General features: G+C 30.5%; 13 protein-coding genes. 11 read left to right on the top strand and 2 right to left on the bottom strand.

The window, feature by feature from the left end; translation table 11 throughout:
* Positions 1–26: 26 nt before the first annotated feature.
* Positions 27–917: a lysophospholipid acyltransferase family protein gene (locus ACVC08_RS19060; RefSeq protein WP_452603260.1), complete on the bottom strand. Its 891-nt coding sequence runs from the start codon at positions 915–917 to the stop codon at positions 27–29.
* Between the two features lie 146 nt (positions 918–1063).
* On the opposite strand from ACVC08_RS19060, the gene ACVC08_RS19055 reads away from it, so the two are divergent.
* Entirely contained in the window at positions 1064–1735 is a 672-nt protein-coding gene (locus ACVC08_RS19055; protein ID WP_452603259.1) for a rhomboid family intramembrane serine protease, read from the top strand.
* 57 nt (positions 1736–1792) lie between these two features.
* Here ACVC08_RS19055 and ACVC08_RS19050 read toward each other — a convergent pair whose 3' ends face one another.
* On the bottom strand, positions 1793–2923 hold the full coding sequence (locus ACVC08_RS19050; protein WP_452598331.1) for a redoxin domain-containing protein: 1131 nt from the start codon (positions 2921–2923) through the stop codon (positions 1793–1795).
* A 232-nt stretch (positions 2924–3155) separates the two neighbouring features.
* Between ACVC08_RS19050 and mnmE the strand changes: the two genes are divergently transcribed.
* From mnmE to ACVC08_RS19000, 10 genes are all read left to right on the top strand, one after another.
* On the top strand, positions 3156–4547 hold the full coding sequence (mnmE, locus tag ACVC08_RS19045; RefSeq protein ID WP_452598332.1) for a tRNA uridine-5-carboxymethylaminomethyl(34) synthesis GTPase MnmE: 1392 nt from the start codon (positions 3156–3158) through the stop codon (positions 4545–4547).
* Positions 4548–4700: 153 nt separating this feature from the next.
* Positions 4701–5120 carry a helix-turn-helix domain-containing protein gene (locus tag ACVC08_RS19040; RefSeq protein ID WP_232225197.1) on the top strand — a complete coding sequence of 140 codons (420 nt, stop codon included), beginning with the start codon at positions 4701–4703 and terminating at the stop codon, positions 5118–5120.
* Between the two features lie 6 nt (positions 5121–5126).
* A complete protein-coding gene (locus ACVC08_RS19035; RefSeq protein ID WP_452603258.1) occupies positions 5127–6221 on the top strand; it encodes a phage integrase SAM-like domain-containing protein in 1095 nt (364 codons plus the stop codon).
* Positions 6221–7225, top strand: a complete 1005-nt coding sequence (locus ACVC08_RS19030; RefSeq protein WP_452603257.1) for a DUF6617 family protein — start codon at positions 6221–6223, stop codon at positions 7223–7225. Before ACVC08_RS19035 ends, ACVC08_RS19030 begins: the two co-directional genes overlap by 1 nt.
* A 210-nt stretch (positions 7226–7435) precedes the next feature.
* Positions 7436–7738, top strand: a complete 303-nt coding sequence (locus tag ACVC08_RS19025; RefSeq protein ID WP_452603256.1) for a helix-turn-helix domain-containing protein — start codon at positions 7436–7438, stop codon at positions 7736–7738.
* Positions 7735–8031 carry a helix-turn-helix domain-containing protein gene (locus ACVC08_RS19020; protein WP_452603255.1) on the top strand — a complete coding sequence of 99 codons (297 nt, stop codon included), beginning with the start codon at positions 7735–7737 and terminating at the stop codon, positions 8029–8031. The genes ACVC08_RS19025 and ACVC08_RS19020 overlap by 4 nt, the downstream gene beginning before the upstream one ends.
* Complete coding sequence (locus ACVC08_RS19015) at positions 8018–8926, top strand: BT4734/BF3469 family protein (RefSeq protein WP_452603254.1); 909 nt, start codon at positions 8018–8020, stop codon at positions 8924–8926. Before ACVC08_RS19020 ends, ACVC08_RS19015 begins: the two co-directional genes overlap by 14 nt.
* Positions 8923–10662, top strand: coding sequence for a DUF3987 domain-containing protein (locus ACVC08_RS19010; RefSeq protein ID WP_452603253.1), 1740 nt, complete (start codon positions 8923–8925; stop codon positions 10660–10662). Before ACVC08_RS19015 ends, ACVC08_RS19010 begins: the two co-directional genes overlap by 4 nt.
* Positions 10663–10825: 163 nt before the next feature.
* Positions 10826–11128: a helix-turn-helix domain-containing protein gene (locus ACVC08_RS19005; RefSeq protein WP_452603252.1), complete on the top strand. Its 303-nt coding sequence runs from the start codon at positions 10826–10828 to the stop codon at positions 11126–11128.
* Between the two features lie 11 nt (positions 11129–11139).
* The gene (locus tag ACVC08_RS19000; RefSeq protein WP_452603251.1) at positions 11140–13203 is read left to right on the top strand and encodes a Piwi domain-containing protein; all 2064 of its coding nucleotides are present in this window, start codon (positions 11140–11142) and stop codon (positions 13201–13203) included.
* The last annotated feature ends 25 nt before the right edge of the window (positions 13204–13228 follow it).

The following is a 13228-nucleotide window of genomic DNA, read 5'->3' as shown; positions in this document are numbered from 1 at the left end:
CTCGGCATTTTTGTTTTGTACGGTTTTTATTGAAATTCCTTTGGAACTTTATCACGATGTTTCCAGCGTTTGTGAGTCCATAAATAGTACTCTGGAGCGTCGTTAATTTGTTTTTCTACTAATTTAATAAAAGCATCAGTTATGTCATAATTTTCACAAACTAAAGGATCTTCTGCTATGGTTGTAAAACTGGCTTCGTAAAAGCCTCGTTTTATTTTTTTAACACCAAAAAACACCACAGACATATCTAGTCTTTTGGCTAGCATTTCTGCACCAGTATGTATAGGTACTTTTATACCCATAAAATTGTTCCAGTGATGTGCTTTTTGAGGTTTTGGAGATTGGTCTGAAGCAAAACCACTTATAGATAATTCGCCTTTATTTTTAGATTCTGTTAACGTAGGCACCGTTTCTTTTGTTGTAATTAAAAAAGTATTGTAACGTGCTCTAATGCGTTTTACTAATGCATCAAAATACTTGTTATGTAATCGTTTATAAACACCAAATCCTTTATGACTCATGTAACTTTGCATAATAAAAATCCATTCCCAACTAGCATAATGAGCACACATTAAAACAACACTTCGTTTTTTGGTTTCTAAATCGGTTATTAATTCCATGTTAGTAAAGGTAAAACGCTTTTTCATTTGTGCTTCAGTAATAGTCATAGATTTTATAGACTCTACAACCATATCACAAAGATGATGATAGAATTTTTTTGTAATACGGTTTATTTCTTCCGAAGATTTTTCAGGAAAAACTAATTTTAAATTAGCGATCACTACTTTTTTTCTGTACCCAATAATATAGTAAATAAGTACAAATAAACCATCTGAAAACACATATAGTAAACGAAATGGAAGTATGGATATTAACCATAAAAATGGATAAAGAATAATGTAAGCTAAAAGTTGCATTTATACGTTTTAAATTTGCAATGACAAATATATGCTATATTTTGGCGGTATAAAACAATAAAGAGTCTTGTGATAACTAAGATGATGTGTTTTGTAATTTTATATATTTATAATTTAAAAAATACTTCTAAAAAGAGTAACACTTTATGGGGAACTTAAATTTAATAACAATTGTTATTATAGCTGCAAATGTTTTTATTTCTATAAAAGGATTTAATGATTTTTATTTTAGAGAACAATATAAATTTAATGTAGGCGCCATTAATAGAGGCGAAAAATACAGATTGTTTACTTCTGGTTTTTTACATGCAGACCCTAACCATTTAATCATGAATATGATTGGATTATACTTTTTTGCAGATCAAGTTGTAAATACTATTGGCTCTGCAGGTTTTATAGCAGTTTATTTTGGAAGTCTATTTGCTGGAAGTTTACTATCCTTATATTTTAATAAAGATAATTACATGTATAGTGCTCTTGGTGCTAGTGGGGCTGTTACTGGAGTGTTGTATTCTGCTATTTTATTGGGGCCAGAACTAAAACGATATTTTATTTTTTTACCACAACACATAGGTAGTTTAGATTTAGGTATAAAGGCCTATTTATTAGGAGTTGGTTATTTACTATACACCATTTATGCTATGAAACATAAAAATGATAATATAGGACACGATGCCCATTTTGGCGGTGCAATAGGTGGTTATATTATTACCTTTATTTTAGCTAGTGGTATATTACTTAATCATTTAGTTATGACCATTTTGTTAACGATACCTATTGTAATATTATTTGTTATGAAACGCATGGGGAAACTATAAAATAAAAAAAAGGAGGCCTTTTAAACCTCATTTTTTTGTTCTATAACCTAAGTCGTATTATAAACTTAATAATTCCTCTACTTTATCTTCTAGAGCTTTACCTCTTAATCTAGTTGCTACTATTTTTCCTGTTTTGTCAAGTATAAAAGTAGCTGGAATAGAACGTACTCCATATTGCACGGCAACAGGTTCTTTCCATCCTTTTAAATTTGATATTTGCGGCCAAGTTAAGCCATCTTGCTCTATTGCTTTTACCCAACGGTTTTTTTGTCCGTTATTGTCTAGAGATACTCCTATAATTTCTAATCCTTTATCATGGTATTTTTCGTAAAGCTTTACTACATTTGGGTTTTCTCTTCTACAAGGTTTACACCAAGAGGCCCAAAAATCTATTATAGTGACTTTAGATTTTACATCGTTTAAAGAAAGTGTTTTTCCCTCTGGTGTTAAACCAGAAAAATCAGGTGCAATATTTCCTATAATGGCAGGAACAGATTTCTTTTTATTTTTATTGTCTTTAATATACGTTTCTACCTTTTTTGCTGGATTAGATTGTTTTACTTTTTCTGAAAAAGAATTGTATAATTCTTCTATTTCCTCTGTAGAAGAAGAGTTTCCTCTTACTATACGCTCTAATGTAATAGCAGCAAAAGTGTAATCTCCATTCTCTTTTATAAAGGCTTTATCAAAATCTATAGCTACTTTAATAAAACTATCGTAAGATGTTCTAATAGCAGCCATAGCCTCAGGACTTCCACTTTGCTGCGCTTTTTTAGAACGCTCCATAAGTTTTTTATTTAATACACTTAAAAACTTAGCTTCTTTTATATATTTTTTAGTAATGTCATTTTCTTTACTTCCTTCTATTAAGGATTTAGGTAAACTATCTTTATATATAGTAATATCCATTTTAGTGTTTTCTAAAATAATAGGTAAAGAGCCATTAATACTATTTATTGTTATGAAATGAATATCTGGAGACTCTATATTACCTTTAAAGACAATTTTACCATCTTTTACAGTAGTAGAATCTTCAATAATTCTGTTAGAATTATCCATTCTAAATAATTGAGCGACTTGGTTGTTGGCAGAACTGTCTACACTTGCGTTAATCTCGTAGCCATTTTGTTCTTCTTTACAAGAAAATAGGCATACAATTAAACTAAGGAATACTATTTTTTTAATCATGATATTAAGTTGTTTACTTTACAAATATATTAAGATATTGAATATGGATTATTGTTCTTAGATTATTATTTATATTAATTACTGGTTGTTAAAAATTGAGTGTTAAACAAATCTTTAAAATTAAGTACCATATCTAGACAGCAGATTTTCTAAGGAGGAAATAATTAAATAACAACTGCATAGTTATATAGAAAAACCATTAACATAAAATGCAATTCACTATTTTTGCACCATGATTAGTAATGATAATATAGTAGCATTGGCAACGGCATCTGGAGCAGGAGCAGTAGCCATAATTCGTATTTCGGGGCCAGACGCTATAACTATAGCAAATACCTGTTTTAAATCTGTAAAAGAAAATAAACAATTAACTAATCAAAAAACACATACTATACATTTAGGGCATATTATAGACGATAAACGTACTATAGATGAAGTGTTGATTTCTATATTTAAAAACCCCAATTCGTATACAGGAGAAAATGTTGTAGAAATATCATGTCATGGCTCAATATACATTCAACAAGAAATAATACAGTTGTTATTACGCAAAGGTTGCCGTATGGCCAATGCAGGTGAATTTACATTACGGGCGTTTTTAAATGGAAAACTAGATTTAAGTCAAGCCGAAGCTGTAGCAGATTTAATAGCAAGTGATAATGAAGCTTCTCATCAAATAGCAATGCAACAAATGCGAGGTGGATTTTCTAGTGAAATAGCAAAACTTAGAGAGGAGTTAATGAATTTTGCCTCATTAATAGAATTAGAACTCGATTTTGCAGAAGAAGATGTAGAGTTTGCAGACCGTTCGCAATTTAAAGCCTTAGTAGAGCGCATTACCTTTGTATTAAAACGATTAATAGATTCGTTTGCAGTTGGCAACGTTATTAAAAATGGAATACCTGTGGCAATTGTGGGCGAACCAAATGTAGGTAAAAGTACATTGTTAAATGCCTTATTAAATGAAGAACGAGCCATTGTTAGTAACATCGCAGGAACAACTAGAGATACTATTGAAGATGAGTTAGTTATAGAAGGAATTGGTTTTCGTTTTATAGATACTGCTGGCATTCGCGATACAGAGGACGTTGTAGAAAGCATTGGGATAAAAAAAACCTTCGAGAAAATGGAGCAAGCGCAAGTAGTGGTTCTTCTATTTTCTGCCGAAGAATTTAAAACCGAAAGCCAACGCCTTAAAATTGAAATAGAGAAAATTAAAAACCGTTTTCCTTTAAAACCGTTAGTTATTATAGCTAATAAAATTGATACCTTAAATACTTCGGAATTAAATGCTCTAAAAACAGAATTTGTAAATATACATTTGCTATCTGCAAAAACAGGAGTAGGAGTAGAGGAGTTAAAAGAAAAACTAATAGGTTTTGTAAATACGGGAGCACTTAGAAATAATGAAACTATAGTAACCAATACACGTCATTACGATTCGTTATTAAAGGCTTTTGAAGAGATAAATAAAGTTAAAGAAGGACTTGAAATAGGTATTTCGGGCGATTTATTAGCTATAGACATTAGGCAAGCACTATATCATTTCGGAGAAATTACAGGAGAAATTACAAGCGATGATTTATTAGGAAATATTTTTGCTAATTTCTGTATTGGAAAGTAATTAAGTTTCTTTTTATTGGTTTTTACTTGTTTTTCAATGGTTTACATATTCTTTTTTGTTGCCTAATTGCCCTTTTTTAACTATATTTGTTTCATATATGTTGCCCAACATACGGATTTGTTGCCCAAATCTGTTGGCAAAAATAAAGGCGAAATGATGCACCATATTGCCCCACGTTGCACCATAACGCTACATAAAGCACCATTTATGAGCAGTAATTTATACATCCCAAAAACTTGTAAGCATTGCGGAAATGCTTTTACAGCACGTACAACAGTAACTAAATACTGTGGTAATTCTTGCGCTAAAAAAGCCTATAAGGCCAGAAAGCGTAAAGAAAAAATTCAATCAACTCTTAATGCTGATATGAAGCAAAAGAATGAAGTGGTTGAGGTTCAAAATACAAATGCTGTAAACAATAAAGATTTTTTAAGCGTTACAGAGGCTTCTCAATTAATTGGTGTTAGTAGATGGACCATTCAAAGAATGATTCAACAAGGACGTTTAAAAGCTGTTCCTTTTGGAAGAAAACGTATTGTAGCCAGATGGCAAATAGAAAACCTTTTTAATTAGCACCCTATGAAAGTAACATTAAGACAACGCAAGAAAAATGACAAAGTAAGTTTGTATTTAGATTACTATCATAAAGGCAAACGTAAAACCGAATATTTGCGTTTATACCTTACACCTAACCCTAAAACTAAAACCGAAAGAGAGGTTAACAAGAAAACCAAACAATTGGCGGAAACTATTTGTGCTCAACGACAGATTGAAATTCAAAACGGTATTTATGGATTCCAAGATATTGAGAAATTAAAAGGGAGTTTTATTACTTATGTAACAGCATTAGCAGAGAAAAAGAATACAAGCTCTGGTAACTATGGTAATTGGAACAGTATGTTAAAACATCTAAAAACGTTTTGTCCAACAGACGTAAGTTTTCAAGATATTGATAAGGATTTCGTAGAACGCTTTAAAGAGTATTTAGATAAGGATGCAATGGCAAGAGCAGGTAAAAAATTATCTCAAAACTCTAAATATTCCTATTACGGAAAATTCAACGCTGCATTAAAACAAGCTGTAAAGGATGGTATTTTAAGAATAAACCCAGCAAATGGTGTTGAGTATTTTAAACAAGGTGAACCTCAACGAGAGTTTTTAACTTTGGATGAATTACAAATAGCAGTTAACACAGAATGTGAGTTACCACTTTTAAAAAGTGCTTTTATATTTTCTGCGCTTACTGGTTTACGTTGGTCAGATATTGAAAAACTAATTTGGTCAGAAATTCAACATTCTAAAGAAATGGGCTATTATATTCGTTTCAGACAAAAGAAAACAAAAGGAGTTGAAACTTTACCTATTTCAGACCAAGCGGCAGAACTGTTAGGAGATAAAGGTAAACCCGAAGAAAAAGTTTTTCAAGGTTTACATTATAGTGCTTGGTCAAATTTAAAGTTGCAACAATGGATGCTTAAAGCAGGAATAACAAAAAATATCACGTTCCATTGTGCGCGTCATACCTATGCAACTTTACAATTAACTTTAGGAACAGATATTTATACTGTTTCCAAGTTATTAGGTCATAAGGAATTGAGAACAACGCAGATTTATGCAAAAGTTATTGATGATAAAAAGAAAGAAGCTGCTAATAAAATTAAATTGGATTTATAATGGCTAAAGACCTATTTATTGACTTACTGTACGTGGAAAAGGTTACTGATGATAAAAGAACTGATAACCAATTTAAAGAGCTTTTAAATGGCTTTAAAAAAGAATATCCTATAACCACGCCTAATTATGAAATCGACTTTAAAAAAGCATATTCAAACAAGCGTAAATATTACTTTAAACTAATTGAAAACGATTATATCAAAAAGTTTAATGCTATTAATGATACCCTTGAAGCAAATTCAACAGCTGGTCATTTGTATTTCCTCTATGATAAAGAATATAACCGTATTACAAATTATTTAACCCAGATTAGCAATTACATTTCTGAAAATGATCTTGATGAAAGTTTATATTTAAAACCTATTCAAAATGATAAATCAGATGAAGCCTATATAATTACATTTTTAAAGGCTAATGCAATGATGCTTTTTATGGAGCTTCAAGAACGATTTTCAGATTTAAGTGATACAGAAATTTATACTATCGAAGAACTACACGAAGTATTTTTTACCGAAGAACCACCACAAGAATTAATTATAAATGTTTATAGCGGTGCAGAGATAAAGACAGTTAGAAAACCTAAAAAACAAAGTTCTATATTTAAAGCTATACAAGGCGATATTAGAGAGGAAAATAGCGAAGTATTATCATATAACGAGTTAATAGACAAAACTAAACAAAGAGAGTTTTCTAAATTAGAGGAAACCTTAAATGAAAAAAACATCATCGATGATAAATACAACTTTATCAAGAAAAAAGGTAATAAAATATTACTTGCAGCTTTTATGGTGAAACTAACAGAAGCTAAATATTTTAATGAAAGACTGTTTTTTGATGATAACCCACCAAAAAAAATACAACGTAAACATATTTATAAATTCTTTGCTTATCGTTATGGTCCAAGTAGCAATGCTAATAGAGAGTACCGTAATTTTTTAGGTACAGATAAAAGAGCATATCAAAAATTGGTTGATAATACCTATTGGTTAGACCAAATCAAATAAATCTTCATTTTTATAAAGTGGTATTTTCTCTATTTAATACCAAATAGATAATACCAAAAACAATATAACTTATTGTTTTATAGTGGTTTAATAATGCCATTTTTTCTCTTTTCTATTATACCAAACACCTTTTTCCATATTTGCTATGTCCTTGACAATCAAGGATGACTTTTGCGCAGAAGTCCATTTTTAAATTAAAATTTATAAAAGATGGACGTTAAAATTATAGAACGTTTAGAAAGCATCGAAAAGTTGTTAATAGAACAACAAACGTTGCAAAAGCAAGTATTGAACTTCAATGAAACTTGCAAGTATTTAGAACTATCACAATCGCACTTGTATAAACTTACAAGTACGGGAGCCATTCCACACTATAAACCGAATGGCAAAAAAATCTATTTCCAACGTCAGGAGCTAGACCAATGGTTACTGCGTAACCGTATGGATTCCCAATATGAAATCGAACAGCAAGCTGCCGATTACCTAATCAAAAAAGGAAAGGTAAAGTTATGACTGAAATAATCGATTTACTCTTGGCACTCTCACAAGAGATTAAGGACATAAAAACACGTATTGAATTAATAAGAGTAACGAGAGCAGAATGCTTAAAAGATACGTGGATTGACAATCAGGACGTATTGCAAATGCTACATATTAGCCAACGCACATTACAAACGTTCCGTACAAATGGTACGATTCCATATAGTAAGGTACAAGGTAAATTTTATTACAAGGTATCTGATATAGAGGAACTATTACAGAGCAATTATTATAACCCAAATTTCAAATGCGATGGAAATAAGTAAAGAAAACATCTTGAAGAAAACGCATTACGGGTTAAATATATATGCGTATGTATTAAGGCAGTATTATCCCAAATCAACAGTCCTTTCCCTAAAAGGAAGGGACTGCGGGGTAACCCGTAACCCTTTTAACGGTGGTAAATCAACTTTGCAAATTAATGTTGTCGATAATAGAGCGGTGCATTACGATACAGAGTTAACCGATTTTAAAGGTGATGTTTTTGATTTTGCATCTTATCATTTTAAACTCGTAGATGATGAAGAATTATTGCTGAAAATCAACACTGAATTACATCTAAATATTGAAGTTAAAAAAGAAAATGAATTGTCTTGGTTAGATGATCCCGATGATACTTGGTATGCTTACAGCAGTTTTTATAAAGCACCAATTAGAAATGTATTTCCAACCGAAAAAGTGCGGTTACATCAAATATTTGAGCGTATTACAAGCGATAAGTATAAAAGTATCACAGAACAATTTAGAGCGATTAAAGACCCAAAAGAAGCACGAAAATTTAAAGCAAATCATTTTGATTATGTAACATTTTCAGGCGTGTTTTCTAAACGAAATGATGATAGTTTAATTGAACATTCATCCTTGTTGACAATCGATTTTGACCATTTAGAAAATCTTGAAGAACTGAAACAACAATTATTAAACGATGAATATTTTGAAACCGAATTGCTGTTTACATCACCTTCAGGAGAAGGCTTAAAATGGATAATTAGAATCGATTTATCCAAAGTGTCACACAATGAATATTTTATTGCGGTGGCCAATTATATAAAACATACATATAACATAGAGGTTGACCAATCAGGTAAAGACATTTCCAGAGCGTGTTTTTTATCCCACGATCCATTGGCATTCCTACATAAAAGGCATCAAAAGTTATGACAAAAATATTTAACCCAAAAGATTGGTTAGCTGTTCCAGAGCAACAAGAAAAACCTAAAAAGCCAATCAACAACAACCCAATGACGGTTGTTAGTAATGATATTGAAACATATATTAACGCTTTAGAACAATCAGGTATTGATATTACAGATACTTATGATAAATGGCGTGATATTGGATTTGCAATTTCAGAAGAATACGGAGAAGCTGGACGTGATTACTACCATAGAATAAGTAAAAATTATTCAGGTTACGACCATAAAGAATGCGATGAGCAGTATAACAAGTGTTTACAAGCAAAAGGACACGGTATAGGTATTGGAACATTATACCACCATTTACATCAAGTTGGTATTAAACCACAACAGCAACAACAAGTTGTTGAAGTGTTGCAACAGTCAGAAGAAGTAAAACAACCATTGCCAACAATACCAACAACAGTTTACAACAATATTCCAACATTTTTGCAACAAGTAATACAACCTTCAAGTAGTAATGAAGAACGTGATATTTTGTTGTTGGGAGCATTAACAGCGTTTAGTGCTTGTTTTCCAAAATTATTTGGTGTGTACGATCAAAGTAAAGTATTTAGCAATTTGTATTTATTTGTAACTGCACCAGCTTCAGCAGGAAAAGGAAGGTTAAACCAAATTAAAAATTTGGTAAATCCTGTTCACAAACAACAACGTGAACAATCCAAAATCCTAAAACAACAACATCAAGTAGAAATGGCAACTTATAATATGAATAAGGGTAAAAGTGAAACAATGGAGAAACCAAATAAACCACCAGAAAGGATGTTGTTTATTCCTGCTAATAATAGTGTAACAGGTGTATATCAATTAATATCCGATAATGAAGGCAGAGGGTTAATTTTTGAAACCGAAGGAGATACTTTAGCACAAGCCTTTAAAAGTGATTACGGTAATTATTCAGATGGTTTTCGTAAAGCATTTCACCACGAAACAATTAGTTATTATCGAAGAACAGATAGAGAATATGTAGATATTGAAAGACCTTGCTTATCAACAGTTCTATCAGGTACACCAAAGCAAATTCAAGCGTTGGTTCCAAGTGCTGAAAATGGCTTATTTAGTCGATTTATATTTTATTATATGAATATCAAACCAACTTGGAAAAACGTTTTTCAAACAGGCACATCAAATGGTTTAGATGAATACTACGACCAACTTGGAAAAGATTTTTTTGAGCTATATAAAACTTTAAAAAACAATCCAACTATTGAGGTAAGGCTAACAACAGAGCAACAACAAAAATTCAATGTGTTTTTTGAAAAGTTACAAACCAAATATCTCAATCTTCAGCCAGATGATTATATAGCAACCGTAAGACGATTAGGTTTAGTTTCATTTAGAATTATGATGTTATTTTCTGTGTTTCGCATTATGGAAGATGGCGATGTCAACCAAGTTAGACATTGTGAGGATATAGATTTTGAAAATACATTGGAAATAATTAGCGTGTTAGTAAAGCATAGTAGTAAGGTTTTTAATGATTTGCCTATTGAACAAAAGCAAGTTAAACGAGCCAATCGAAAAGAACGTTTTTTAGAAGAATTACCTTATCAATTTTCAAGACAAGATTACCTAAATATAGCCGACAAAAATAAAATACCTCACAAAACAGCAGAAGGCTATATTACCAAATTTGTTGATGCAGGTTTAATACATCGAGAAGCACACAACAATTATACAAATCCTGCAAAAGCACAATAAGGTTATTGAGGATTTTAAGGAAACAAGGGTTTACAGATTTACTGCATATCCTCATATCCTTAACTTCCTCACTTTCTGTTTGTAACTGTTAATATCTTTTTCTTACTTCTTACTTTCTTTTTCTTAAATTAGACAAATATTGACAAGTCAAAATATCCCAAAAATGACATTTGGTGAATACATCAGAGAATTACGAGAAGAAAAGCAATTATTGTTAAGAGAAGTTGCGTCTCAAATGAATATAGATACTGCACTTTTAAGTAAAATTGAACGTGGTACTCGTTTAGCTCGTAAAGAACAAGCAGAAGCATTAGCTAAAGCATTAAAACAAAATAAAAATGAGTTGTTGCAATTCTGGATGGCAGATAAAATTGTCTTTATGTTAAAAGATGAAAAAAACATTACGGAAATCCTCAAAATTGCAGAACAAAATATTATTAGATTGAGCAAGAAAAATAAAAATTAAAAAAGTAACCTATGAGTCAGGAGCTTTATTTCAATATCATAACGTTTGATTTACCAGACAAACCAATAACTTTTTATTTAAGTAAAGAGAAAATTGGTAATGCCCAAAAACTATATAAAAACAAATTTCCCGTTAATCTAGAAGAATTGTTCCCTGGTATTGAAAAAGAAAATCCTGATTTCATATACACATCTTTTATTTATGAAAAAGAAGGCTATCTGCCTTTAACAATTAATCTAAAGGAACAGCCAACCGACCTCATAAAGCACTATTATAATTGGCGTATTAAAAAATTCTTTAATAGTATTAACAAACTTGTCGATAAGAATTTTGTGAAAGACAATCAAATATGGGTGGGTAATAATTTATATAAAAACGACCATTTTTATCAATATTTTAAATTTACTGTTAAAGTCCAAATTAAGGAAGTAAGTGAATATGGTGAGTTGGTAATATCTTCTGATGGTATGGCCAAAGTATTTAAAAAGCCTATTTCAGAAATCATAAAACACACTTCTACAACTAACCTCAACAAAATAATTTATAAAAAGAGGATATTAAAATATCATAAAGACAAACAGTACATTGAGGATAATACAAAGGCTTATGCAATATTAAATAATGATTTACGAACTGCTTTTAATATTAAACCAGAGCCTAAAGATGATTCCAATAAATACATTAGCTACAAACATAAAATAGACAAGTTTATACAGAGTTTTATTTTAAGTGATGATTTTAGAGAAATAATTGCTGTAAATAACGATGATTACCTACCTGTTGAAATTAATCGTATTGGTGAAGTGGATGATGAATGTAATGAATTAGTGTTTCAAAATGGTGTAGGTAGAATACCTAAATCAGATTTTAGAAAGCTCAAACCTTTAAACCCTTGTCAATTAGAGAATGTTCATTTCTTTTTCATTCACCACACAAGTTATACAAAAGAGGTAGCAACATTACAAAAATTATTAGAGGATGGTACAAGTTGGTATAAAGGTTTAAATATTTATGCTGGGGTATTAGCACATTTTGATAATAGTGTCAACATAATATTTGATGATTTAGAGAACCCATTACCTCAAATAAAAGAAGGTATTAAAAAATTTAAATCAGACCCTAACATCAATTATGTAGCTATTTATTTAAGTCCTTTTAATAAACACGAACCTAATCTTGAAAAGAAGTTAGTGTATTATAAGGTTAAAGAGCAATTACTTTATAAAAGAATTATATCTCAAGTAATAGATTTTGATAGATTTAGAAGAAACCAACACAAATTTATTTATGATTTAACCAACATATCATTAGCCTTATTAGCAAAATTAGATGGTACACCTTGGCAACTTAATGTTAAACCAAAAAATGAATTGGTAATTGGTGTTGGTGCTTTTAAAAATACCGAAGAAAATATACGTTATGTAGCAAGTGCATTTAGTTTCAAAAACAATGGCAGGTTTAATGAGTTTCATTATTTCAGTAAATCTGATGTCAAACAATTAGGTAACGCTTTAAGCGATGCTATCTATCAATATGTACCAACAAATAAAATACCTGAAAAAATTGTAATTCACTTTTATAAGGATATGAAGGATGAGGAAATCCAACCTGTTTTGGAAATGATGGATAAACTCAAATTACCTTGTCCACTTTTTGTCTTAAACATAAATAAAACAAAATCAGAAGATATAATTGCTTTCGACCAAAATTGGAATGGAGAATTAATTCCTATTAGTGGCACATACATCAACATAGGGCCTAAAGATGAACACAAATATTTGTTATTTAATAATTTAAGATATAAGAAAACAGTTCAGTACCCAAGTTATTCAAGTTATGCGTTTCCAATAAAACTTAAAATATCAAGTCCTACACCAGAAGCTTTAAATGATAGTAAGATGATTAGAAAATTAATTGAACAAGTATATCAATTTAGTAGGCTATATTGGAAATCATTAAGTCAACAAAATGTACCAATTACAATTAAATACCCTGAAATGGTTGCAGAAATAGCACCTCGTTTTGATAGTAAAGTAATACCTAATTTCGGACAAGAAACATTATGGTTTTTGTAAAAAAATATAATTTCAGTTAAGCAAT

It is taken from the genome of Pontimicrobium sp. MEBiC06410 (assembly GCF_053601615.1).
The sequence above is the reverse complement of the archived record's forward strand: the minus strand, read 5'-3'. Positions and strand labels throughout refer to the sequence as shown.

What these genes read in the sequence shown, in the direction of transcription:
- ACVC08_RS19060 (WP_452603260.1), bottom strand. Translation starts at nt 917, where the DNA reads ATGCAACTTTTAGCTTACATTATTCTTTATCCATTTTTATGGTTAATA.
- ACVC08_RS19055 (WP_452603259.1), top strand. Translation starts at nt 1,064, where the DNA reads ATGGGGAACTTAAATTTAATAACAATTGTTATTATAGCTGCAAATGTT.
- ACVC08_RS19050 (WP_452598331.1), bottom strand. Translation starts at nt 2,923, where the DNA reads ATGATTAAAAAAATAGTATTCCTTAGTTTAATTGTATGCCTATTTTCT.
- mnmE (WP_452598332.1), top strand. Translation starts at nt 3,156, where the DNA reads ATGATTAGTAATGATAATATAGTAGCATTGGCAACGGCATCTGGAGCA.
- ACVC08_RS19040 (WP_232225197.1), top strand. Translation starts at nt 4,701, where the DNA reads ATGATGCACCATATTGCCCCACGTTGCACCATAACGCTACATAAAGCA.
- ACVC08_RS19035 (WP_452603258.1), top strand. Translation starts at nt 5,127, where the DNA reads ATGAAAGTAACATTAAGACAACGCAAGAAAAATGACAAAGTAAGTTTG.
- ACVC08_RS19030 (WP_452603257.1), top strand. Translation starts at nt 6,221, where the DNA reads ATGGCTAAAGACCTATTTATTGACTTACTGTACGTGGAAAAGGTTACT.
- ACVC08_RS19025 (WP_452603256.1), top strand. Translation starts at nt 7,436, where the DNA reads ATGGACGTTAAAATTATAGAACGTTTAGAAAGCATCGAAAAGTTGTTA.
- ACVC08_RS19020 (WP_452603255.1), top strand. Translation starts at nt 7,735, where the DNA reads ATGACTGAAATAATCGATTTACTCTTGGCACTCTCACAAGAGATTAAG.
- ACVC08_RS19015 (WP_452603254.1), top strand. Translation starts at nt 8,018, where the DNA reads ATGGAAATAAGTAAAGAAAACATCTTGAAGAAAACGCATTACGGGTTA.
- ACVC08_RS19010 (WP_452603253.1), top strand. Translation starts at nt 8,923, where the DNA reads ATGACAAAAATATTTAACCCAAAAGATTGGTTAGCTGTTCCAGAGCAA.
- ACVC08_RS19005 (WP_452603252.1), top strand. Translation starts at nt 10,826, where the DNA reads ATGACATTTGGTGAATACATCAGAGAATTACGAGAAGAAAAGCAATTA.
- ACVC08_RS19000 (WP_452603251.1), top strand. Translation starts at nt 11,140, where the DNA reads ATGAGTCAGGAGCTTTATTTCAATATCATAACGTTTGATTTACCAGAC.